The organism is Idiomarina tyrosinivorans (assembly GCF_003987475.1).
GTDB lineage: Bacteria > Pseudomonadota > Gammaproteobacteria > Enterobacterales > Alteromonadaceae > Idiomarina > Idiomarina tyrosinivorans.
Map to the genome: position 1 here is coordinate 163,734 of NZ_PIQH01000001.1, position 24,133 is coordinate 187,866.

The window sequence follows — 24,133 nt, forward strand, 5'->3', positions numbered from 1 at the left end:
TTGCTAACGCGCTGTTTCAGCTAAGATTTCAAGCGGGTGTTTCACCCGCTTTTTTTCTATCCGCTTGACTTGTGAACGGCACGAAAACCCTGTTGCTACCACCCCTGAAGCGCCATATTGATCAATCGGTTGCTGCCAACTCATAGCAAACAACGCATGGCTGTTGGTTTGGTTTTGTTGCTCATGCCCATAGGTTCCCGCCATACCGCAACACCCAGTCTTAACCACCGTTAACGATAAGCCAAAAGCTGCGAAAATGGTTTGCCATTGTTTGCTGCTACCCGGCGTCAAACTCTGTTCAGTGCAGTGTGAGAGTAATTGATATTGACGATGAAATGCGGTTTCAGGTTCGCGCCCTTTTACTGCATCGTTTAACCATTCATCAACAGTGGCAACATGGAAGTTCGCTTGTTCAGCACTCAGCACTTGGCGATATTCATCGCGATAGCAGAGCACTGTAGAAGCATCGACACCGACCATTGCAACACCCAGTTGGTGGATGCGCCGTAACGACTTAGCGACTCGTTCGGCAGTTTCTTTAAACTCGTGTAAAAAGCCTTTCACATGTTGCGCCTTGCCATTGCCTTTGAACGGCAATAGCACCGGCGTAAAGCCGAGCTTATTGGCAAGCACAGCAAAGCTCTCTACAACTTCTGCTTCGTAGAAACTGGTGAATGGGTCTTGCACCACAACCACCAATCGTCCGTGCTCTTCGGTCCCTAATTGTTCAATGGCCTCAACATCGAGTTCAGCGAAACCACGGCGTTGCCAACGCTGTTGCAAATTAGGCACCGACAGTTTTGGCGCGTCGACATAGCCGAATACATGGCGCATAACGGCTTTGCTCAACGGATTGTGGGTTAACGCATTACTTAATTTGGGAAATTTTGCCATCAGCGGCGCGGTCTGCTCTACCGACTTCACTAAAAAGTCTTTTAGCGGACGCTTATAGCGGCTGTGATAATGCGCTAAAAACTTTGCTCTGAAAGTCGGTACATCAACATTTACCGGACATTGGTTGGTACACGCTTTACATGCTAAACAGGTATCCATGGCTTCTTTAACCTCGTGGTTAAAGTCGTCATCGCCCTTGTCTGGTGCGGTTACTGCAGTCTTGCTGTTTTGGAGTGGCCAACCACTCGCATCATAACCATTAGCGTTGGTTAACCGCAGCCATTCGCGCATCAGTGTCGCCCGCCCCTTTGGCGAGAAACGTCGGTCGCCGCTCACCCGATATGATGGGCACATCGGTGAACGAGGATCGTAATTAAAGCACAAACCATTGCCGTTACAGCTCATTGCATTGCTGTAGTCATCGCGCAATTGAATGGGAATTTGTCGGTCGTAATAGCCACGCTTGGTGTCGTCCACCGATACTAGCGTTTCTGCGGAATTCAGCGGCGTACAAATTTTGCCAGGGTTAACCTGGTTGTTTGGGTCAAACACCGCTTTGATTTTTCGCAGTTCAGTGAATAGCTGTTCACCGAAGAAATTTTCCGCGTATTCTGAGCGATAGCCTTTGCCATGCTCACCCCACATCAGGCCACCGTATTTTTGCGTTAATGCGGCAACTTGGTCGCTAATAGTGCGCAACAGTTTTTCATCTTCTGGCTCGGTAAGGTCAAGTGCCGGGCGCACGTGTAATACGCCAGCATCGACATGACCAAACATACCGTAATGCAGTTGCTGGTCGTCTAATAGTTGCCGGAATTCGAGAATATAATCGGCCAACTGCTCTGGCGGAACCGCCGTGTCTTCGGCAAACGCCACTGGTTTGCGCCGACCTTTGGTTGCTCCTAATAGGCCGACCGCCTTTTTACGCATTGCGTAAATGGTTTGAATGCTCTCAAGGTCAGCACAAATTTGATACCCGATCACCCCTTGTTGTTGGGTCTTGGCTTGTTTATCCAGTTCAGCCGTTAAGGCATTCACTTTTGCATCAATTTCTGCCTTATCAACACCGGTAAACTCCACCATGTTAATACCGTTCATGGTTTGACCATCGACTTCGCTTAGGTGTGGCTCAACGGAATGCCAAATAATGTCCTGTTTTGCTAGGTTTAATACATTGCTATCGATGGTTTCTACCGAGGTCGCGTTTGCCTTAACCAAAAAAGGTGCGTGCCGCAGTGCTGCTTGAAAGTCGAGGTACTTAACGTTAACCAAAACGCGTTGATTAGGAATTGGCGTAATATTCAGTTTTGCCTCGACAACGAATCCTAGAGTGCCCTCGGAACCGGTAATCAACCGTGAAACATCAATGCTTTGTTGCGCTGGATCGTACGCATGAGCCAAGTCATAGCCAGTGAGAAAACGGTTCAGTGGCGGAAACTTAGCTTCGATGGCCTGGCGGTGTTCAACACAACTCGCTAGCACCTGTTGATAGATCCGTCCGAGTTTAGTCGTTTGTTGTGCGTGTTGTTGCGCCTGTTGCAAGCTGACTGGCGCGGTCTCCAATACGTCACCGCCGACCGTAACCGTGGTTAACCCCAACACATGATCGCTGGTTTTGCCATAAACCAGCGAGCCCTGGCCAGAGGCATCGGTATTGATCATGCCGCCAAGCGTTGCGCGGTTACTGGTAGAAAGGTCAGGCGAGAAAAAGAAACCGTGCGGGCGCAACGCGTCGTTAAGCTGGTCCTTAACCAATCCCGCTTCAACCCGAACCCAGCCCTCTTCTACGTTAATTTCTAAGACGCGATTCATGTGGCGACTCAGATCAACCACGATACCGCTGGTCAACGATTGACCATTAGTTCCTGTGCCGCCACCACGAGGTGACGTTTTAATGGTCTCAAAGCGAGATTCTGCAAGCAACGCCCCAACTTTGCTGACATCCTCAGCATTTGTCGGGTAAACAATGGCTTGTGGTAATTGTTGATAGACACTGTTATCAGTCGCAGCAATCAGCCGTTTACCGTAAGCACTTTCGATTTCCCCTGAAAATCCGCTATGGTGTAATTCAGTCAGGAATTCTTGATAAAGCGCTTGTTGGGTTTGCTCAACGGCGATGCGAGGTAACTGGCTCATAACACCTTGGTAAAGGTTGCTGATTAATGCCTTAGAGTATAACGCAGATAACCACGATTCGGCAGTCTTTGTCTGAAAACTCTTAGTAAAAACAACAACAAGGAAATGGCATGAAAAGAATATTCTGTTGGCTTTCAGCCATCGTAATACTGAGCTGCCAAACGGCATGGGCCGACGACTCTGGTGATGCACGCGCAGAGTATATCCGCTCTCACTATGCCAAGTATGAGTATCGTGTTCCAATGCGTGATGGCAAAACGCTTTTCACCTCGGTATACATTCCCTATGACCACAGCCGCAAATACCCTATTTTGATGCAACGCACGCCATACCGTGTTGCGCCGTATGGTGCGGGGAAATATAAAACTCAGATTGGTCCGACCGAAGCATTCGAAAAAGAAGGCTTTATTTTTGTCTTCCAAGACGTGCGCGGCAAGTTTATGTCGGAAGGTCAATTCGTCAATATGCGCCCGCAAGATGCTGAAGAGCGAGGCGGAGATGCCGTAGATGATGCCACCGATACCTACGATACCATTGAGTGGTTGGTGAATAACCTTCCCTACAATAACGGTAAAGTGGGAATGCTGGGAACTTCGTATCCGGGTTACTATTCAACAGTGGGTGTGCTTTCAGGGCATCCAGCTTTGAAAGCCGTATCGCCACAGGCGCCAATTGCTAACTGGTTTTTTGATGATTTCCATCGCAACGGCGCATTTGTGTTGCCAATGGCATTCAAATTCTTTGACTTCTTTGATCAGCCCCGCGATGAGCTCTATACCAATTGGCCACAGGGCGTGCAATTGAAGACACCGGACGGCTATCGGTTCTATAAAGAACTCGGCCCGTTAAGCACGGTGAATGACAAATATTTTCATCGCACCCGCCCATTTTGGAACGATCTCACAGAACACCCGAATTACGATGAGTATTGGCAGTCACGCAATGTCTTATCGCAAATTGAAGACATTGATACGCAAGTGTTGATCGTCGGTGGTTGGTTCGATACCGAAGATCTCTACGGTCCGTTGAAAACCTACCAAGCCATGCAAAAAGCGGAAGACGACGGTAACGTGCGTATTGTTATGGGGCCTTGGACACATGGTGGTTGGCATCGCACCGATGGCACTCACGTGGGTGATGCAACATTCGGATTTAGCACTAGCAAATGGTTCCAAAATAACATTGAACTACCGTTTTTCTTACACTATTTAAAAGGTGCACCGGAGCCAAAAATTGCCGAGGCCACCGTGTTTGAAACCGGTGCTGACCGCTGGCGTCAATTCTCGACATGGCCACCAAAAAATGTGCGTGATACCACTTGGTATCTGCATCAAGGTGAAGGTTTAGATCAACAACCGAGCAGCGCCGATCAACAACCGATTGAGTTTGTTAGCGATCCGAACAAACCTGTGCCTTATACCAAAGAGGTATTAACTGGCTGGGCGAAGAACTACATGGGCGAAGATCAACGTTTTGCTGCCTCACGTCCTGATGTGCTGGTGTTTGAGTCTAAACCGATGGAACAAGACTTAACCGTTGCTGGCGAAATTACTGCTGACCTTTGGGTTGCAACCAACCGCACTGCGGCTGACTGGGTTGTCAAAGTTATTGATGTTGAACCAGGCTTTGACGAACAATCGCAATCTATTAATCCGGACGGCGATCAACAAACATTGGTGCGCTGGGGTGTCATTCGTGGTCGCTTCCGTGACAGCTTTAGCGATCCGAAACCCTTCACCCCGAACAAACCAACGCAGGTGAAATTGGTATTGAATGATATTCTGCATACCTTCCAAAAAGGTCACCGTCTGATGGTTCAGGTGCAGAGCAGTTTCTTCCCGTTTATCGACCGTAACCCACAAACGTATGTGGACAATATTTTTGCGGCGAAGCCGGAAGACTTTGTCAAAGCGACTCACAAAGTGTTCGTTTCAGGTGACCATCAAAGCCGGATTATTGTACCGGAGCTACCGGGCCAACAACGTCCATAACCCTGTTTGGGCGTTAACCCAGAAGCCTAAAACAAAAAAAGGCCAGCAATTTGCTGGCCTTTTCTATACTTGCTCAACAAGGTTTACTTCATTTGTTCAGCGAGGTATAGCCAAGTTTCTAGTACCGTGTCTGGATTCAGTGATACTGAGTCAATGCCTTGATCTACCAACCACGCAGCAAAGTCGGCATGGTCTGAGGGGCCTTGGCCACAAATACCGACGTATTTACCGCGTTGCTTGGCTGCCTGAATGGCCATCGACAATAATGCTTTAACCGCTTCATTACGCTCATCAAATAAGTGAGCAATGACACCAGAGTCCCGGTCTAAGCCTAGCGTGAGCTGAGTTAAATCGTTGGAACCAATGGAGAAACCGTCGAAAATATCCAAGAATTGGTCGGCTAACAGAGCGTTCGATGGCAATTCGCACATCATAATTACCCGTAGGCCATTTTCGCCTTGGCGTAAGCCTTGCTCTTCCAACAGTTCGATAACCTTGCGCCCTTCCTCTAAGGTACGGACAAATGGGATCATGATTTCGACGTTGGTTAAGCCCATGTCGTTACGCACGCGTTTAATGGCTTCACACTCTAATGCGAAGCAGTCACGGAACTCTTCCGAGATATAGCGTGATGCACCGCGGAAACCTAGCATCGGGTTTTCTTCGTCTGGTTCGTATTGATTACCGCCAATCAAGTTGGCGTACTCATTCGATTTGAAGTCAGACATCCGCACGATAACACGCTCTGGGCAGAACGCTGCGCCTAAGGTGGAAATACCCTCGGCTAACCGCGCGACATAGTATTCACGCGGGCTGCTATAGCCTGCCATCATCTTACCGATGGTAGTTTTTAGTTCATCAGTTTGTTGGTCAAAATTCAGCAGCGCTTTCGGGTGGACGCCGATCATACGGTTAATAATGAACTCTAAACGTGCCAAACCAATACCTGCGTGCGGCAATCGCGCGAAATCAAAGGCGCGGTCAGGGTTACCCACGTTCATCATGATTTTCAGGGGTAACTCCGGCATTTCGTCGATGGCTGACTCGGTGACATCGAAGTCCAACTGGCCATCGTAAATATAACCAGTATCACCTTCAGCACAAGATACGGTGATGTCACGGCCGTTAGCGATACTGTCGGTAGCATTACCACAACCCACAACTGCAGGGATGCCGAGTTCGCGAGCAATAATGGCAGCGTGACAGGTACGCCCGCCGCGGTTGGTAACGATGGCCGCGGCACGTTTCATGATCGGCTCCCAATCAGGGTCGGTCATATCGGTGACTAAAACATCACCCGGCTGCACCTTATCCATTTCGCTGATGTCGTTGAGTACACGCGCTGTTCCCTTACCAATGCGCTGACCGATTGCGCGGCCTTCGGTAATGATTTCGCTGCGCTGCTTCAGGTTGAAGCGCTCCATTGCTTGGCCGCTCTCATTCGAACGCACGGTTTCAGGACGCGCCTGAACGATATATAGCTTGCCGTCAATTCCGTCTTTGGCCCACTCAATGTCCATCGGGCGGCCGTAATGCTGTTCAATAATAACCGCTTGTTTGGCTAATGCTTCGACTTCGTCGTCAGTGATAGAGAAGCTATCGCTACGCGCGCTTTCGACATCTTCAATTTTAACCTGCTTGCCATGGCTACTATCGTCTGAGTAGACCATTTCGATTTTTTTACTGCCCAAATTACGGCGTAATACAGCCGGTTTTCCGGCCGCTAGCGTGGGTTTATGGACGTAAAACTCATCAGGGTTTACCGCGCCCTGCACCACCATTTCACCTAAGCCGAAAGATGAGGTGATAAATACCACTTGGTCAAAGCCTGACTCGGTATCAATGGTGAACATAACGCCGGATGCTGCTTTATCGCTACGCACCATCCGTTGAACGCCGGCGGACAATGCCACGCCGCGGTGGTCGTAACCTTGGTGCACGCGGTATGAAATGGCGCGATCATTGAACAGCGATGCAAAAACGTGCTTAATCGCTTCTTTAATGGCGGCTAAACCTTTCACGTTTAAAAAGGTTTCTTGTTGCCCTGCAAATGATGCATCAGGCATATCCTCGGCGGTCGCCGAGCTACGTACTGCAAAACTTAATTCATCGTTACCACCGCTCAACGTCTGATATGACGCTTCAATAGCGTTGGCCAAATTGTCTTGAAATGGGGTTTCGATAATCCATTGGCGGATTTTTTTACCCGCCGCTGCCAGTGCAGTGACGTCATCAACGTCGAGATCGTCAAGTAACGCATAAATTTTATCGTTAATGCCGCTTTGCTCTAGAAACTCATTAAATGCATCTGCGGTAGTCGCAAAACCTCCGGGCACTTCAACGCCTGCGCCAGATAAGTTGCTGATCATTTCGCCGAGTGAGGCGTTTTTACCGCCAACTCGTCCAACGTCTTGCATGCCTAAGTGTTCATACCAGAGTACGTAATCTTGCACGATGGGTTCCTCGATATTGCGCTTTTTAGAGACGTTTGCGTGAGTCTCTGATGAATTTGCCTAGGCATTTTACACTTTAGCGCCCAATTAGTTAATATCTGCACACGCTTATTCATGTTATTCATGGAGTTTATGCCTGTGCGAACGGCTTTTTATATCTCAGATGGTACTGCACTCACCGCGGAGGCCTTTGGCCACGCGTTATTGTCGATGTTTCCTATCGCTGTTGAACATAAAACCCTGCCCTTTATCGACAGCGAAGAAAAGGCGCAACGGGTATGTCGCCTGATCCAACAAGCGCAAGCCGAAGACGGCGAAGCTCCGCTGATTTTTCATACCTTCGTGAACACCGAGCTGAAGCAAAAGATCACTTCTTGCGGCGGCGTGAGTTACGATTTTCTGGATAAATTTGTCGGGCCACTTGCCGCCGAGTTAGGGGTTGAGGCGCAGCCCAAAACGCACCGAACTCACGGCATTCATCAAGATTACAGTTTCCGTATTGATGCGATAAATTACACGCTTGACCATGATGACGGCAAAAAGCTCAATAAACTGAGTGAGGCCGATATTATTCTTATTGGTGTGTCGCGCACAGGGAAAACCCCAACCAGCCTTTATCTGGCATTACAGTACGGTATTAAAGCGGCGAATTATCCGATTACTGACGATGATGATTTCGAGAGCTTGCGATTGCCTGCCGCGCTGAAGCCGCACCGTCATAAGCTTTTTGGCTTGACTCTTGAGCCCGATCGGCTGCATGAGATTCGTTCGAAACGGCGCGAAGGTAGCCGCTACGCATCACTGCAGCAGTGCCGTTTCGAACTTGCTGAGGTGGAAAAATTGTATCGCCGAGAGGCTGTGCCGTTTATCGATTCGACACGCTTTTCGGTGGAAGAAATTGCCGCAAAAATTTTGGCTGAGACCAATTTAAAAAGGCACCGCTACTAACAGCGATGCCTTTTCCCCATCTTACCAGTATTCAACCAATGCTATCGGTTTAGCCTTTAGCGTTGGTACTCTCGAAAATCTTATCAGCAGATGCTGCAACGAAGCCCGTGTACAGTTTACTTGGGGCAATTTCGTAGCGTTTCGCAAATTCATAGAAGCAGCTAGGGATTTCCGCTTTTTTATCCGCGAATGAGACGACCACACGGTCCGCCATCGTTGACGACTGTTCTAAATAGACGTCCGCTGAACCTTTAATTTCGCCACCAGAGGTGTTTAACCGGAAGCCGGCGTCTTTCAGCTTCTGATTTACCTGTTCTAGGGTTTCGTAGCCCGGGAGGTAATTAACGCTGACCGTGAAATGATTAGCACGGAAACCGAACGCAGACATCCAACCCGCATATTCGCTCTCGTCCAGTAATGCTAGGTATTCTTCGTAGGTTACCTGCCAATGCGTACCCGAATACAAGAACTCTGGTTTCTCAACCAGATCTGCAGGCACCGCATCAACCATACGCTGAACCAGGGCTTGCAATTGTGGCGAAAACTCTTCAACCAACAGCTCACTAATGAACACTTTTGGGTATGACGGATCGTCGTGTTCGTAATGCTTTGCGCGCAGTTTTTTGGCTTCAAAGTGGTAATCACCACCCTCTTTGTAGCCCAACGCTAAAAAGTGCTGAGCCAGTTTTTCCAAGCCTACTGGCGCCGAATTAAAGGTACGAAAAGCGACGTGGTCATTGATAATCTCATGACCTTCACCGAGCAAGTCGTGAACTTTCTGTGCCGACGGTGTGTGTTGGATGTAATCGTTCCAAAGCTGTTCGAATAACACTTCGACCTTATTTGACATGATGACCTATAACTCCTTTAACGATGTCGACTGTAGTTGTATAGACATCCGTTAGTGTAACCTAAACTATGCTGTTGCTCTAGTTCCTAACCCTTTCCAGCACGCGCTTTTTTTAATGATTCGGCAACCAAAAATGCCAGCTCTAACACTTGGTCAGCGTTCAAACGCGGATCGCACTGGGTGCGGTAACGTTGCTCAAGATCTTTTTCACTGATGCAATAGGCGCCACCGGTACACTCGGTGACATCCTCCCCGGTCATTTCTAGGTGAACGCCTCCCGGGTAAGTCCCTTCCGCTTCATGCACTGCAAAGAATTGGCTGAGTTCTCGATTAATGTTGTCAAATGAACGCGTTTTTAGGCCGTTATCGGCTTTTACCGTATTGCCGTGCATCGGATCGCTTGACCACACTACGTGGCGGCCTTCGCGTTTTACCGTACGTACCAATTTCGGTAGGTTTTCCGCTAATTTATCTGCACCCATGCGGGTAATCAGGGTTAATCGACCACTAATGTTTTCCGGGTTCAATGCGTTAATTAACTGCAGTAATTCCTGCTCCGTGGTTGTTGGCCCAATTTTTACCCCTATTGGGTTATGAATACCCCGCATAAACTCAACGTGGGCATGGTCTAATTGCCGCGTTCTTTCACCAATCCACACCATGTGCGCGGAACAGTCGTAAGGTAGACCGGTTAAAGTATCGGTGCGAGTTAATGCTTGTTCATAGGGTAATAGCAACGCCTCATGCGAGGTAAACAATTCGGTTTCGTGAATGGTTGCATTGGTTTCACTGTTTATCCCCAATACTTCCATAAACTTCAATGCCGACTGAATTTCTTCAGCAATTTGCAAGTAGCGCTCTTTCATCGGATTAGCCTGGATAAAGCTCATATTCCACTTATGAACTTTATGCAGGTTTGCTAACCCGCCCTGTGCGAAGGCTCGGAGCAAATTTAACGTTGCTGCAGAGTGGTGATAAGCTTGGATCATGCGCTGCGGGTCAGGTTGCCGAGCCGCAGCAGTAAAATCCGCTTGATTGATGATGTCGCCACGATAACTCGGCAACGACACACCATCGATGGTTTCTTCATCGCTCGAGCGCGGTTTAGCGTATTGCCCAGCCATCCGTGCCACTTTGGTTATTGGGCAGGATCCGGCGAAGGTCAACACAATCGCCATTTGCAAAATCACTTTGAAGGTATCGCGAATTTTTGGTGCGTTAAAGTCTTGAAACGACTCAGCACAATCACCGCCTTGTAACAGAAACCCTTGACCTTGTGAGACCGCGCTAAGGTGGCGTTGTAGTGCCCGAGTTTCTTCCGCAAAAACTAACGGTGGGAACTGTGCCAACTGTTGCTCAACGGCACGTAAATGCTCGGCATCGGGATATTGTGGCTGTTGTTGAATTGCTTTATCGCGCCAGCTACGCGAACTCCATTGCGTCATAACACATTGATCCAATCACATATTTCGAAGCTCGAATGTAGCGAGGATAGGCGCGCTTCGCAACGCCTATCCTAGACCTTTCGGGACTTACTTAATAACGATGTTGCTGTAATGCAGCAATACGTGCGGCTAAAGGCGGATGACTACTAAACCATTGGGCCAAGCTGGAACGCTTGCCATTAATGCCAAACGCCAACATGGTGCCGTCTAACCGCGATTCTTGAGCCCGTTGTAGGCGTTGCAATGCGGCAATCATTTTTGCTGGGCTTTCTAAATGTGCCGCTCCAGCGTCTGCGCGGAATTCTCGATAACGCGAGAACCACATAACGATCAGACTCGCTAAAATGCCGAACACCAGCTCCAACGCCATCACAATACCGAAGTAGGCAAAGGTACCAAGACCTTGCTGGCTATCGTTGCTACGCGTCGCATTATTAATAGCGCCAGCAATAACCCGCGCAAAAAACATCACAAAGGTATTCAATACGCCTTGAATCAAGGTTAGGGTCACCATATCGCCGTTAGCGATGTGTGAAATTTCGTGGGCGAGAACCGCCTCTACCTCATCTTCCGTCATCTGCTCAAGTAATCCGGTGCTCACCGCAACTAACGATGACGACTTACTTGCCCCAGTGGCAAACGCATTGGGCTCTGGAGACCGATAAATAGCCACTTGTGGCATCGGAATGCCAGCCTTTTTGGTTTGCCGAGCAACGGTGTTCAGCAACCAGCTTTCGCGAGCATCGCGAGGGCGTTCAATCACTTGTCCACCGACCGAACGCAGCGCCATCCAACGCGACATCAACAAAGAAATTAAGGCGCCGCCAAAGCCAAAAATGGCACAGAAAAACAATAAACCACCGGTGTTTTGCACAGAAAAGCCGAACCAACGGCTTAACACCGAATAAACCACGCTAAGTACCAACAATACTGCGAGGTTGGTTGCCACAAACAGCAGTATCCGTTTCATGGATTACACTCCTAACAACTGATAATAACTGGATATGGCGCTATTTTAGCCCTATTTCAATAGCGCTTGTCTAACTTTTTTTACATCGATTGCACGGCTGAACTCCATACTTGTCCAAGCCTCGTTAAAGTCCAATAAACCGATGTTTGGTGACGCTAAGCTGCGTTTTAGCGTCGCAATATTTTCCGCTTGATACGGCATTGGGTTGGGTGTCGTTTGCACCCCAATCCAGCCAATGCACTCAGCGCCATCGGCGGCGATGGCGAGCTCGGTTAATTTAGCATGGTTAAGGCAACCAAGTTTCAACCCGACAACCAGTATGACTTTTGCTTTCGCGGCGGCAACCACCTCAGAAAGGTAGCGTACTGGCTGTTGTTGGCTATGACTGAGCGGTAAGCGCCAACCTCCGGCACCCTCAATTAACGCGACGTCAGCCGTAGACTGTTGTCGCAGACGCTGAAACTGTTCAAGGACTTCGGCATTACTGATAGTGATTTGCGCTTCTTCGGCAGCAATATGTGGCGCAATCGCAGGGACAAATGCCCAGGGATTTACCGCTGTATAATCCATTGCTTCACTGCAATGTGCGCGTAAATAGCGCGCATCACTGTTTTGCCATTGGCCATCGATGTTTTCACAGCCGGTTGCCAAAGGCTTCATCGCCAAGGTGCGCAGTCCCGACGCGTTTAGTGCATTGAGTAGCGCTACGGCGGCTACCGTTTTCCCGGCATCGGTATCTGTTCCGGTTACAAAAAGTAATTCGGCCATGATTTTTAGTTAACCTTAACGCTGCCTGTAATGTCTAATATCTGCCACTCAAGAGAAATCTGATTATCGTTCCCGGCGGCCTTTTGGGCTTGCTGTTGCCAACGTTTTAATTGTCGAGGGGTGAGTAAGCCGCGCTCTGAAACACCATGATAGGATGCGCCAACGCCACGAATACTGCGCATGGCGTCAGTCAGTGTGGGGAAATGTTGTTGTTCAGTACGTAGATGCATTTCGACTTCTGGAAACACGGCTGCGACTTGCGCATGCAATAGTGAAACCTCAGCAAATCGCATCACTCGCGGACTGCCGGTGGCGTGCAGTGCACTGCTGCGCAAGCTACTAAATGTTCCTGCGGCCAATGTGTTTATGGTAATGCGCCCACCGGGCATAACTACTCGGCGAATTTCACGCAGGACTTGGCTAAAGTCTTCCGCCCATTGCAGTGAAAAATTGGCAAATACCCAGTCAGCACTGTCGTTTGCTAACGGTAAATCCTCAAAGTCGGCTTTCAGCCAGGAGCCACCATTATAGGTTTGCTGTGCTTGAGTTAGCATGGCGGCGGCGATATCAATGCCGGTGTAGGTGTTAGCTCGTTGCCGCAAGGTGAGAAACTGTGAGCCAGGGCCGCACCCCAAGTCCAACACATGTTGGGCATGAAAATCTTCGGGTAAATAGTTGAGGAGCTGCTGCGCCGCTGCTGCTTGTTGGCTGGCATGCTGCTGGTATTGCTGCGCGGCGGCAGAAAATCGCCGTTCAATAAGCTGCTTATTCAATGCTGAATCCCCTCATCACGCAAAACCTTGAAACCACGTTCTAGCGCAGCGAAAGCCTCGTTGCCGTGTGCAGCAGATACACAAAATCGCACTCGAGCGCTCCCCTCTGCAACGGTGGGTGGGCGAATAGCAACGGCCCAAACCCCTTGCTCACGCATCACCTCTGCGCAGCGGTTGGCGTTCTCGCTAGAGCCCATTATTGCGACCTGAATGGCAGATTCAGAGGCCACAGTCGCTATACCGAAATGCTCAAACAGTTGCCGCATGCGGTGAATGTTTTGTTGTAACCTTTGGCGCGCTTCGATACCTTCTGCGGTCACAAGCCAACTAATCACTTCAAGCAAAAACGCCGCTTGTGAGGCAGGCATCGCGGTGGAGTAAATGTACTCGGGGGCAAATTGTTGGATCGCATCAATGGTCTCTGCATCGGCGCCGATGAAGGCACCGTGGCAGCCTAGAGCTTTACCAAAAGTGGCGGTATAAACTGCATCGTTTGGCATTTTATGAGGGGCCACAATCCCCCTCCCAGCTTCACCCAGCGCTCCGATACCGTGCGCATCATCAAGTAACAAACGCGCTTGGTATTGGCGTGCTAGACGAATCAACTCAGCCACTGGTGCCTGATCGCCATCCATACTGAAAACGCCTTCGCTAACGATCCACTTACCAATATTCGACGGTTCTCGGTGCAACCATTGTTGTAACTGGCTGGTGTCATTGTGGCGAAAGCGACGAAAGCGCTTACCCGATTGTTGCATGCCGCTGATCAACGATGCATGTACTAAGCGGTCGGCAAAGATTTTTTCATCTGTTTCAGGTAGCAATGCTAAACAGGCTTGGTTGGCGGCAAAACCACTACTCATCAACAATACGTGCTCTGACCCTAGCCATTGCTGCAACCGTTCCTGCAGCGCTTGATGTGCTGTAGAATGGCCAGTCACTAAGGGCGAACCGCCGCTACCACTTCCCCATTGCAGGACCGCCTGCGCGGCCAGTTGTCGCAGCTGGGGATGGTCGTTAACCGCCAAATAATCATTGCTAGCAAACTGCCAGTATTGTTTACCGTCAACCGCCACACGCCCCGCTTCACTGTGACCGCGAGCGCGTAATCGCCGATATTGGGTTGAATGACGCCGCGCGGTTAGGCGCTGAAGCAACTCTTTCACCGTCAGTTACGACGCATCATAATATTTGACTGGTTGCTGTTGTTCGGTCAGCGCGTCATTAATCACCGCCTGATGAATATCATCATCATAACCATGGTGTTGTTCTGGGCTAATACCTAAGCGCTGAAATAAACGCAAGTCCGCGTCTGCTTCAGGGTTGGCAGTGGTTAACAGTTTTTCACCGTAGAAAATGGAGTTTGCGCCGGCCAAGAAACTTAATGCTTGCAGTTCGTCGTTCATATTTTCCCGCCCGGCAGAAAGGCGAACGTGACTTTCTGGCATTAAAATGCGAGCCACCGCAATGGTGCGGACAAATTCAAATGGGTCAAGATCGTCGAGGTTTTCAAATGGCGTACCTTTAACCTTAACCAACATATTGATTGGTACACTCTCAGGGTGAAGCGGTAGATTTGCTAGCTGTACTAAAAGCGATGCCCGATCATCAACACTTTCTCCCATGCCGACAATGCCGCCGGCGCAGACTTTCATCCCCGCATCGCGGACATTTTGCAGAGTATTCAAACGGTCGCTATAGGTACGGGTAGTGATAATGTCACCGTAGAATTCAGGTGAGGTATCAAGGTTGTGATTGTAGTAGTCCAGTCCAGCTTGTTTCAGTGCTTGCGCTTGTTCAGGCGATAGCATGCCAAGCGTCATGCAGGTTTCTAGGCCCAGCTTTTTGACCCCTTTTACCATTTCGATAACGTAAGGCATGTCACGATCTTTCGGATTACGCCATGCCGCGCCCATACAAAAACGGCTGGCGCCCAATGATTTTGCATGCTCTGCCTCGGCGAGCACTTTTTCCACAGCCATCAAGCGTTCACGATCGAGGCCGGTATGGTAGTGGGCACTTTGCGGACAATACTTACAGTCTTCTGGGCACGCACCGGTTTTAATCGAAAGTAAGGTGCTCACCTGAACTTCATTCGGGTTGAAGTGTTGGCGATGGACAGACTGCGCACGGAATACCAGATCATTAAATGGCATTTGTAGCAGTTGTTTGACCTCGTCGACGGTCCAATCGTGACGCAATTCGCTCGACATTAGAAATTCCTTTGATTATCTGGGCTATATCTCGACTAGGATACTGAGGGACGGTACACTGTCAACTTAAAGAATTATCATAAGTTTACAACCGATTAAAATGTGAGCGGATTTATGAGTATAGCGTTCGGCGACGCGTTTTTACCTAATGCCCAAGCGATTGATAAAGAACACCTCTGGCATCCATATACCTCAATGATTGATCCATTGCCTACCTATCCGGTAGTTGCTGCAGCAGGCGTTGAATTAACGCTCGCGGATGGCCGTCGGTTAATCGATGGTATGTCCTCTTGGTGGGCAGCTATCCATGGCTATAATCACCCGCAACTCAATGCGGCTGCTCACCAACAAATCGATCAAATGGCGCACGTCATGTTTGGCGGTATTACCCATCCACCAGCGGTGGCATTGGCAGACCGCTTGGTTAAGATAACGCCGGCGCCGCTTCGCCGCGTCTTTATTGCAGACTCAGGCTCCATCAGCATTGAAGTGGCGATCAAAATGGCGGTGCAGTATTGGCAAGCGCGCAAGGAAACCGCTAAGACCGAGTTGCTCACCATTCGCGGTGGCTATCACGGTGACACGTTCGCCGCCATGTCGGTTTGTGACCCGGTAAACGGCATGCATCATCTGTTTAAAAATACCCTTATTCCGCAACGTTTTGTGGCTCGCCCCGAAACGACCTTCGAGCAACCGTGGGATGACACTGACATCGCTGAACTAGCGCAGCAGTTAGCGCGCCATCATCAGAGCATTGCCGCAGTGGTACTTGAGCCGATTGTTCAAGGCGCGGGAGGTATGCGCTTTTATCACTCGCAGTATTTACGCGAGGTAAGGCAACTTTGTGACCGTTACGACGTGTTGTTGATTGCCGACGAAATTGCTACAGGCTTTGGTCGCTCTGGCAAACTGTTTGCCTGTGAGCATGCGGCAATCAGTCCAGACATTATGTGTGTGGGAAAAGCATTGACCGGAGGCTATATGACCCTGGCCGCCACGTTAACCACGGACGACGTTGCGCTAACCATTAGCCGAGGTGAAGGCGGCGGCGCATTAATGCATGGTCCAACATTTATGGGTAACCCACTGGCCTGCGCCGTTGCGGTCGCAGCTATCGACACACTGATGGGTTCGGACTGGCAAAGCCGTGTAGCGGCTATTGAACAACAATTATGCACTGAACTGTTGCCATTAAAGCAGCTTCAATCGGTGGCGGATGTGCGGGTGTTAGGCGCCATTGGTGTGGTTGAAATGCGCGAAAATATCGATGTTGCAAGCGCGCAGCAGCAGTTTGTCGAAGCTGGGGTGTGGATTCGACCTTTTGGCCGCCTGCTCTACATTATGCCGCCTTACATTATTAATGCTGAGCAATTAAGCCGCTTAACCCAAGCGATGGCAGATTATGCTAACGACGTCATCGAGTAATAGACTAACGCGCCGCCACTGGCAAAAATTAAAATCCAGAGGTTTAACCATAAGTGGTGGCGACTTTCTTTGTACAACAGAATATTTAGGCCAATACTAATAACGCTGAGTAAAAAGCCCATAAACATCGAGCCAACAAATAAGTCGCTGAGGGTTATTTGCCAGTACTCGCGGACGCTAATCCCGAAAAATTCGGTCAAAATGGTATCGGGCTCTGGACGGGCGTAGTGAAATACAATCGCGGCGATAATGAAAAAGCCCCACCCAGCAAGATTGGTCAACGCCAATACGTGTAACCAAAATTTTGCGGTTAATAAGTCCTTGGGGTGCCCTACTTTCATCATCATTCCTGTTGCTAAAAGTGCTTTGCTACTTGAGTCTGCGCCAAAGCAAGGTAACATAGCAAGACTTATCTTTTAGTTTTTCATTGTTGGAGTAATAACGTCAATGTCATACGCTTCTGTAGCTGAAGTGCTCGGCGGCAAGATTGCTGTCGACTCGCAGATCACGGTACGTGGCTGGGTTCGTACAAGACGCGACTCAAAAGCGGGTATTTCTTTCATTAATATTCACGACGGTTCGTGCTTTGATGCATTGCAAGCGGTTGTGCCTGCAGAATTGTCGAATTATGAGAATGAAGTGCAGAAGCTAACCACTGGCTGTTCTATCGCTATTACTGGCGTTGTTGTTCGCTCTCAGGGCAAAGGTCAATCGTTCGAGTTGCAAGCGACCAACGTCAGAGTGTACGGCTGGGTAGAAGATCCTGACACCTATCCGATGTCGCCCAAACGCCATTCAATGGAATATTTGCGTGAGTATGCTCATTTGCGGCCTCGGACCAATATTACTGGCGCCGTAATGCGGGTTCGTCACACCCTAGCACAGGCAATTCATCGCTTTTTTGATGAGCGCGGTTACCTGTGGGTCAGCACCCCTATTATCACGACCTCCGACTGCGAGGGTGCGGGAGAAATGTTCCGGGTCTCGACCTTAGATATGCTCAACGTCCCTAAAACTGAAGATGGCAAAGTGGATTTTAGCCAAGACTTTTTCGGGAAAGAGGCATTTTTGACAGTTTCAGGGCAGTTGAACGTAGAATCTTATGCGTCTTCGTTGTCAAAGGTGTATACCTTCGGGCCGACATTCCGTGCCGAAAACTCCAACACCAGTCGTCATCTCTCGGAATTCTGGATGGTAGAGCCAGAAGTCGCTTTTGCGGACCTTAATGATATTGCTGGCTTAGCCGCAGATATGTTGCAATACGTTTTTGCTGCAGTGTTGCGTGAGCGCCCTGATGACATGGCATTTTTCGCACAGCGTATTAAGGCGGATGCGGTAGAACGTTTGCAAGCAATCGTCGACAGCGAATTCGTTCATATGGACTACACCGACGCCATTGAAATTTTGCAAAACTGCGGAGAAAAATTTGAATACCCGGTTGAATGGGGTGTCGATTTGCAGTCAGAACACGAACGTTATTTGGCAGAGAAACATGTTGGTGGTCCCGTTATTCTGAAAAACTATCCGCGCGACATTAAAGCCTTTTACATGCGCCAAAACGAAGATGGCAAAACCGTTGCAGCAATGGATGTATTGGCGCCAGGTATTGGTGAAATTATCGGTGGTAGCGCCCGTGAAGAGCGCTTGGATATTCTTGATAAGCGGATTGAAGAAATGCAGCTGCCAAAAGAAGAATATCAGTTCTACCGCGATTTACGCCGCTACGGCACAGTTCCACACGCAGGCTTTGGTTTAGGCTTCGAGCGCTTAGTGGCTTACGTTACCGGCGTGCAAAATATTCGGGACGTCATCCCGTTCCCTCGCGCACCGAAAAGCGCAGCCTTTTAAGCCATACCCTATTGCTGGCGACTATTCGGTCGCCAGCGTCACTAGGGACTTGGGATTTAAGAAAAACCCTGATGGATCTTTTTCTGGTTTAATCGGCGTCGGCACTGCTGGTGTACCAATGTACAAGAATCCTACTATCTCATCATCATCGCCGCATTCTAGCTGCTCTCGTACATAATCGTCTTCCGCCATCCAACCGGTGCGCCAAATTGCGCCTAAACCTTGGGCGAATGCCGCTTGCTGCATCGCCATAGTGGCACAGGCGGCACTGCATAATTGCTCATTGCGCGGCACTTTATCGTGGGCACGGTACTGCAAACAACAGGCAATAACTAACGGCGCGCGAAACGGTATTTGCCCGGCTCGCTCAACAACGTCGTCCGAGTATTCGCGGTTTAGTGCGGCTTGTTGAAAAACATCCCCCAGTAACTGCCGGTCTGCCCCAGCGAATTCAATAAAACGATACGGCGTTAGCGCCATATGATCGGGCGCCCGTACCGCGGCACGATGAATCAGTGTCAATTGCTCTGCGCTTGGGCCCGGTTCCATTAGCCGCGGCATCGACGAGCGTTGCGTTAACAAATCCAATGCATCCATGACTACCCCTTAATGATCATGCTTAGTTACATTCTTCCGCTGGAACATTGTAGGTCGGTCAGTTATTCTGCGACACTGAAAAAGTTCCAGTTGAAGTGAGTGGTTATGAAATCTCTGCGTGCAATGTTCGGCTATTTGTGGCGGTTTATCAATGGCATTCGTCGTGTCATCGTAAACCTCGTGTTCTTTTCAGTACTTGCCGCGGTATTGATTTTTCTGTTCCACGATGAAGAGCCGATTGTGGTGCCCGATAACGCCATCTTAGAAGTTAATCCGGTGGGTACGTTGGTCGAGGAACTGACCTATAAAGACCCGTTGGCACAATTTTTTGATCGTGCGTTTCATCAACAAGATGACCGGCCCGAAGTATTGGTGACTGACTTAGTCAAAAGCATAGAGAACGCGACCAATGACGAGCGTATTGGCGCGATTCATTTAGACTTGAGTGCGTTGTTTCCAAGCGGTATCAATAAGCTAAAAATGGTCGGCCAGGCACTGCAGAAATTCCGCGAAGCTGGGAAGCTGGTGATTGCATCGGGGGACTTTTATAATCAACAGCAATATTACCTAGCGTCTTACGCCGACAAAGTGTATTTGAATCCGATGGGTTCAGTAGAACTCGATGGCTTTAATTACACGCAACTGTATTTTAAAGACTTGCTCGATAAGCTAAAAATCAATCCACATATCTTTAAAGCCGGTAAATATAAGTCTGCGGTCGAGCCTTTTATTCGGAATAACATGTCAGATGAAGCGCGCGAGGCTAATCAGGCATTGTATGGTGAAATGTGGCAAAGTTTTGTCGCTGATATCGAAGCTAACCGCGACATTAGCCCTATGATTACCAGCGGTAGTTTAAGCGACTACGAAACCGCATTTACTGAAGCCAATGCCGATACCGCCAAAATGGCGCTCAATACAGGCTTAGTCGATGCCTTACTGACCCGTTCAGAGTTGCGCGCAGAACTCATCAACCTGTCAGGATACGATGAGGACGAGGAAAGCTATCGTAAAATTGGGTTTCAGCAATACCTTCACGCGCCGAGTGTTGAACAAATTTTGCCCGACAAAGATAAACCACAAATCGCCGTCGTTGTTGCGCGTGGTCAAATCGTTAATGGTTCGATGAAGCCCGGCATGATTGGTGGCGACAGCACAGCCGCACTATTGCGTAAAGCGCGGTTGGATGAGAACACCAAAGCGGTGGTGTTACGTATTGATAGTCCTGGTGGCAGTAGCTTTGCTTCGGAAATCATTCGCCAAGAAGTGTTGGAATTGAAAAAAGCGGGCATCCCTGTTATCGCCAGCATGAGCAGTGTCGCTGCTTCTGGCGGCTACTGGATTGCAGCCAGTGCAGATCAAATCTGGGCAGCGCCTACAACCATTACGGGCTCTATCGGGGTGTTTGGCATGTTCTTTACGGTAGAAGACAGTTTAAATGCCATTGGTGTACACGCGGACACCGTGCAAACGACCGATATGCAACCGATCACCAACGTCACTGCCCTACCGGAACAACAGCAAGCCATACTGCAGCGTTCAGTAGAAAATGCGTATCAGAAATTTTTAAACATCGTTGCCGATGGTCGAGGCATGTCTGTTGAAGCAGTGGACGATATCGCCCAAGGTCGTGTTTGGACAGGGCGCCAAGCGCTTGAGCGGGGCTTGGTTGACCACTTGGGAGACTACGATGACGCTATCCAAGCGGCGGCAAAATTAGCAGAGCTGGATGACTATCGCGTTAAAACCATTAAGCAAGATGTATCGACGCGGTTTAAGTGGATGATGGAGCTTTCCTCAGTTGCCAGCACTCTTCTGCCTGATGCCGGCCAAGCCAATGCCAATAATTGGTTAGTCCAACAGGCGCAGCAATTATTCGACAGTGCTGCACCGTTAGGTCACTTTAACGATCCTCAAGGGGTTTATTCTTACTGTGCGTTATGCCTGCAACCACGTTAAACTAAGGCCAATACCTTTATTGGCGGAAAAACTGAGGGGTTGGAGAGCCTGAGATGACGAAAAAGCGCATTTACGTTGCCTACACCGGTGGCACAATTGGAATGAAAAAATCGGCCCAGGGCTATGTTCCTGTGGCCGGCCATTTAGGTGAATGCGTCCAACGGATGCCAGAATTTTTTCGTGAGGAGATGCCAGAATTCACCATCAACGAATACCAGCCGTTGATGGACTCCTCGAATATGGCGCCGCGCGATTGGCAAGCTATCGCCGACGACATAGCCACGCATTATCATGACTACGACGGCTTTGTGATTTTGCATGGCACCGACACCATGGCGTATACCGCCTCAGCACTGTCGTTCATGTTTGAAAATCTGGACAAGCCAGTGATCGTCACGGGTTCGCAAATTCCGCTTGCCGCTTTACGCTCCGATGGTCAAACGAACCTTCTTAACGCGCTTTACATTGCCGCCAATTACCCCATTCATGAAGTCAGCTTGTTCTTCAACAATACGCTGTACCGCGGAAATCGAGCGACTAAAGCGGATGCCAACGGCTTCAACGCTTTTGCGTCACCAAATTTTCCAGCGTTGCTAGAAGCCGGCATTCAAATAAAGGTGCAAGCAGGTAAAGTTGTGCCGATTGGCAAGGCTGAGTTAAATGTCACGCCAATTACGCCGCAACCGGTGGGTGTGGTTATGCTCTACCCAGGCATCTCTGCAGATATCATCGAGAACGTTATTAAGCAACCTGTTAAAGCATTGATTATTCAAAGCTATGGGGTTGGCAATGCGCCCCAAGATCCAGCCTTACTCAATAGCCTTAATAGCGCCATTCAGCAAGGCTTAGTTGTGGTAAATTGTACCCAGTGCTTTCGTGGTCGGGTCAACATGGATGGCTATGCAACTGGCAATGCGTTGGCCGAAATTGGTGTCGTTAGCGGCGCCGATATGACCATTGAAGCAGCACTCACTAAGCTTCACTATCTGCTTTCACAACCGTTAAGTCCCGAGCAGATCCGGCAACAAATGACCCAAGATCTGCGCGGGGAACTGAGCAGCAATTAAGTCGCTTTCTGGGTCCAAAGCGTTAACCACTCATTAACCGGTGTAGCCAGCAGCGCCTGATGATCGTCGTAGCTGGCAAAAATCCTATCCGCTTTTTGGCGCGGGAATTGGGTCAGCAAATTGCGATAAAACTTATCCGCAAGCACAGGTATCCCCTCCTCGCGACGACGTCGATGGCCAATCGGATACTCCACCGCCACTTGCTCGGTGCTACTGCCGTCGCTGAAGGTTATCTGGATGGCGTTAGCAATTGAGCGCTTTTGCGGATCTAAGTAATCCTTTGAATACTGGTCCGATTCAACGACCACCATTTTCTCCCGTAAACGATCAATTTCGGGATGTTGTTGGTGGTATTCATCTTCGTAGTGATCGGCAGTAACCTCTCCCTCCAATAGCGCCACCGCTGTCATATACTGCAAACAATGATCGCGATCTGCCGGGTTGGCTAAATCGCCCTCTTTAGAAATAATCCGAATAGCTGATTCGTGGGTTGTCAGAGTGATTTTCTCAATCTCTTCCACTCGATCCACCACTTCAGGATGCAGCTTAACGCCTGCCTCACAGGCTGTTTGGGCGTGAAATTCGGCTGGAAAAGACAGCTTAAACAAAATATTCTCCATCACATAGCTGCCAAAATCGCGATCGAAGCTGAATTGCCACTGTTGTTTGGGTTTGAGCTGTTGGTCGCTATTGCGTTTGTTGAATAAGACCTCGTAAAACCCCCATTGTGGCGCGGTCAATGCACCTGGCACGCCCATTTCGCCACGCATTGCAATGTCGGCCAAGCGCACTGCGCGTGAGGTCGCGTCGCCAGCAGCCCAGGACTTACGAGAGCCCGCATTTGGGGCATGGCGGTAGGTCCGTAAAGCCTGGCCGTCCACCCAAGCATGCGATATCGCGGCCATTAGCTGCTCTCTGCTACCCCCCATAAGCCAAGTTGCAACAGCCGTTGAGGCCACTTTAACCAGCACCACATGGTCTAAACCCACACGATTGAAACTGTTTGCTAGCGCCAGAACTCCCTGAATTTCATGGGCTTTAATCATAGCTTCTAGGACAGTTTTCATTGTTAACGGCGCTTTACCTGCGGCGACACGTTGCTGCGATAGGTAGTCACAGACGGCGAGAATAGCGCCGAGATTATCTGATGGATGGCCCCATTCCGCTGCAAGCCAAGTGTCGTTATAGTCTAGCCAGCGGATGATACAGCCAATATCCCAAGCGCTTTTCACCGGGTCCATGCGATAGTCGGTGCCAGGCACGCGCGCGCCATGGGGAACCTGAGTCCCTTCAACCAGTGGGCCCAAATGTTTAGTACATTCTGGATAGCGCAACGCTAGCATGCCACAACCGAGGGTATCGGCTAGGCAATGCCTTGCAGTTTGCCACGCTTCATCAGACTCAACGTTGTAATTCAGCACGTAGTCAGCAATATCTTGTATGACGTGATCGTAATCAGGACGTTTATTCGCTTCTACCGTGGCAGACATAATCACTCCTCGTTGAAAAATGCGTGCTATTTAAGTCTACGAGATAACTGAGATTTTGCTCACAATAGGCAAAAAAAACCCGGAACCAATCCAGATTGTTCCGGGTATAGGGGAATGGCTCAATGAAGAGCCGTGCGCTAACTCATGATGCCACAATGATTGTGGAAATTTTGAGCAGTACACACAAGCATAGACAACTTTTTAAAAAATGGAAAATTTTTCTTTGGAACTTTTAACCTCATGAAAAGTAAAGATTTTGTAAAAATTCTACAAAAATTAATCACAGCTTATTCGCGCTTTATCCCC

At 49.3% G+C, this 24,133-nt stretch carries 18 protein-coding genes; 6 read left to right on the forward strand and 12 right to left on the reverse strand.

The genetic code is table 11. The features are described 5' to 3' along the window. Positions 1–3: 3 nt before the first annotated feature. Positions 4–3,030, reverse strand: coding sequence for a D-2-hydroxyglutarate dehydrogenase YdiJ (gene ydiJ / locus CWI84_RS00815; RefSeq protein ID WP_126840677.1), 3,027 nt, complete (start codon positions 3,028–3,030; stop codon positions 4–6). Positions 3,031–3,140: 110 nt separating this feature from the next. Here ydiJ and CWI84_RS00820 point away from each other — a divergent pair, with 110 nt between their 5' ends. Further along, entirely contained in the window at positions 3,141–5,021 is a 1,881-nt protein-coding gene (locus CWI84_RS00820; protein ID WP_126840678.1) for a CocE/NonD family hydrolase, read from the forward strand. 83 nt (positions 5,022–5,104) lie between these two features. Here the strand turns inward: CWI84_RS00820 and ppsA are convergent, their stop codons facing one another. After that, positions 5,105–7,474: a phosphoenolpyruvate synthase gene (gene ppsA / locus CWI84_RS00825; RefSeq protein WP_126840679.1), complete on the reverse strand. Its 2,370-nt coding sequence runs from the start codon at positions 7,472–7,474 to the stop codon at positions 5,105–5,107. Between the two features lie 138 nt (positions 7,475–7,612). On the opposite strand from ppsA, the gene ppsR reads away from it, so the two are divergent. Then, complete coding sequence (gene ppsR / locus CWI84_RS00830) at positions 7,613–8,422, forward strand: posphoenolpyruvate synthetase regulatory kinase/phosphorylase PpsR (RefSeq protein ID WP_126840902.1); 810 nt, start codon at positions 7,613–7,615, stop codon at positions 8,420–8,422. Between the two features lie 49 nt (positions 8,423–8,471). On the opposite strand, the gene CWI84_RS00835 is transcribed toward ppsR, so the two are convergent. From CWI84_RS00835 to bioB, 7 genes are all read right to left on the reverse strand, one after another. Next, positions 8,472–9,272, reverse strand: coding sequence for a DUF1338 domain-containing protein (locus CWI84_RS00835; protein ID WP_126840680.1), 801 nt, complete (start codon positions 9,270–9,272; stop codon positions 8,472–8,474). Positions 9,273–9,358: 86 nt separating this feature from the next. After that, positions 9,359–10,717, reverse strand: coding sequence for a class II 3-deoxy-7-phosphoheptulonate synthase (locus CWI84_RS00840; protein ID WP_126840681.1), 1,359 nt, complete (start codon positions 10,715–10,717; stop codon positions 9,359–9,361). A gap of 91 nt (positions 10,718–10,808) precedes the next feature. Continuing rightward, positions 10,809–11,687, reverse strand: a complete 879-nt coding sequence (gene htpX, locus CWI84_RS00845; RefSeq protein WP_126840682.1) for a protease HtpX — start codon at positions 11,685–11,687, stop codon at positions 10,809–10,811. A gap of 51 nt (positions 11,688–11,738) precedes the next feature. Then, complete coding sequence (gene bioD, locus CWI84_RS00850) at positions 11,739–12,455, reverse strand: dethiobiotin synthase (RefSeq protein ID WP_126840683.1); 717 nt, start codon at positions 12,453–12,455, stop codon at positions 11,739–11,741. Between the two features lie 5 nt (positions 12,456–12,460). After that, a complete protein-coding gene (locus tag CWI84_RS00855) occupies positions 12,461–13,228 on the reverse strand; it encodes a methyltransferase domain-containing protein (RefSeq protein WP_126840684.1) in 768 nt (255 codons plus the stop codon). Further along, on the reverse strand, positions 13,225–14,394 hold the full coding sequence (locus tag CWI84_RS00860; RefSeq protein ID WP_157980975.1) for an aminotransferase class I/II-fold pyridoxal phosphate-dependent enzyme: 1,170 nt from the start codon (positions 14,392–14,394) through the stop codon (positions 13,225–13,227). The genes CWI84_RS00855 and CWI84_RS00860 overlap by 4 nt, the downstream gene beginning before the upstream one ends. A 6-nt stretch (positions 14,395–14,400) precedes the next feature. Then, on the reverse strand, positions 14,401–15,441 hold the full coding sequence (gene bioB, locus CWI84_RS00865; RefSeq protein ID WP_126840686.1) for a biotin synthase BioB: 1,041 nt from the start codon (positions 15,439–15,441) through the stop codon (positions 14,401–14,403). Between the two features lie 114 nt (positions 15,442–15,555). On the opposite strand from bioB, the gene bioA reads away from it, so the two are divergent. After that, a complete protein-coding gene (gene bioA, locus CWI84_RS00870) occupies positions 15,556–16,866 on the forward strand; it encodes an adenosylmethionine--8-amino-7-oxononanoate transaminase (RefSeq protein ID WP_126840687.1) in 1,311 nt (436 codons plus the stop codon). Here bioA and CWI84_RS00875 read toward each other — a convergent pair. After that, on the reverse strand, positions 16,842–17,213 hold the full coding sequence (locus CWI84_RS00875; RefSeq protein ID WP_157980976.1) for a hypothetical protein: 372 nt from the start codon (positions 17,211–17,213) through the stop codon (positions 16,842–16,844). The two genes, bioA and CWI84_RS00875, sit on opposite strands and share 25 nt — an antisense overlap. A gap of 100 nt (positions 17,214–17,313) precedes the next feature. On the opposite strand from CWI84_RS00875, the gene asnS reads away from it, so the two are divergent. Then, positions 17,314–18,714: an asparagine--tRNA ligase gene (gene asnS / locus CWI84_RS00880; RefSeq protein WP_126840689.1), complete on the forward strand. Its 1,401-nt coding sequence runs from the start codon at positions 17,314–17,316 to the stop codon at positions 18,712–18,714. Between the two features lie 21 nt (positions 18,715–18,735). On the opposite strand, the gene CWI84_RS00885 is transcribed toward asnS, so the two are convergent. Then, positions 18,736–19,311, reverse strand: a complete 576-nt coding sequence (locus tag CWI84_RS00885) for an NAD(P)H nitroreductase (RefSeq protein WP_126840690.1) — start codon at positions 19,309–19,311, stop codon at positions 18,736–18,738. A 105-nt stretch (positions 19,312–19,416) separates the two neighbouring features. Between CWI84_RS00885 and sppA the strand changes: the two genes are divergently transcribed. Continuing rightward, positions 19,417–21,270: a signal peptide peptidase SppA gene (gene sppA, locus CWI84_RS00890; RefSeq protein WP_198674460.1), complete on the forward strand. Its 1,854-nt coding sequence runs from the start codon at positions 19,417–19,419 to the stop codon at positions 21,268–21,270. A 53-nt stretch (positions 21,271–21,323) separates the two neighbouring features. Further along, positions 21,324–22,337, forward strand: a complete 1,014-nt coding sequence (gene ansA / locus CWI84_RS00895) for an asparaginase (protein WP_126840691.1) — start codon at positions 21,324–21,326, stop codon at positions 22,335–22,337. On the opposite strand, the gene CWI84_RS00900 is transcribed toward ansA, so the two are convergent. Continuing rightward, on the reverse strand, positions 22,334–23,827 hold the full coding sequence (locus CWI84_RS00900) for a bifunctional 2-methylcitrate dehydratase/aconitate hydratase (RefSeq protein WP_126840692.1): 1,494 nt from the start codon (positions 23,825–23,827) through the stop codon (positions 22,334–22,336). The two genes, ansA and CWI84_RS00900, sit on opposite strands and share 4 nt — an antisense overlap. Positions 23,828–24,133: the final 306 nt, after the last annotated feature.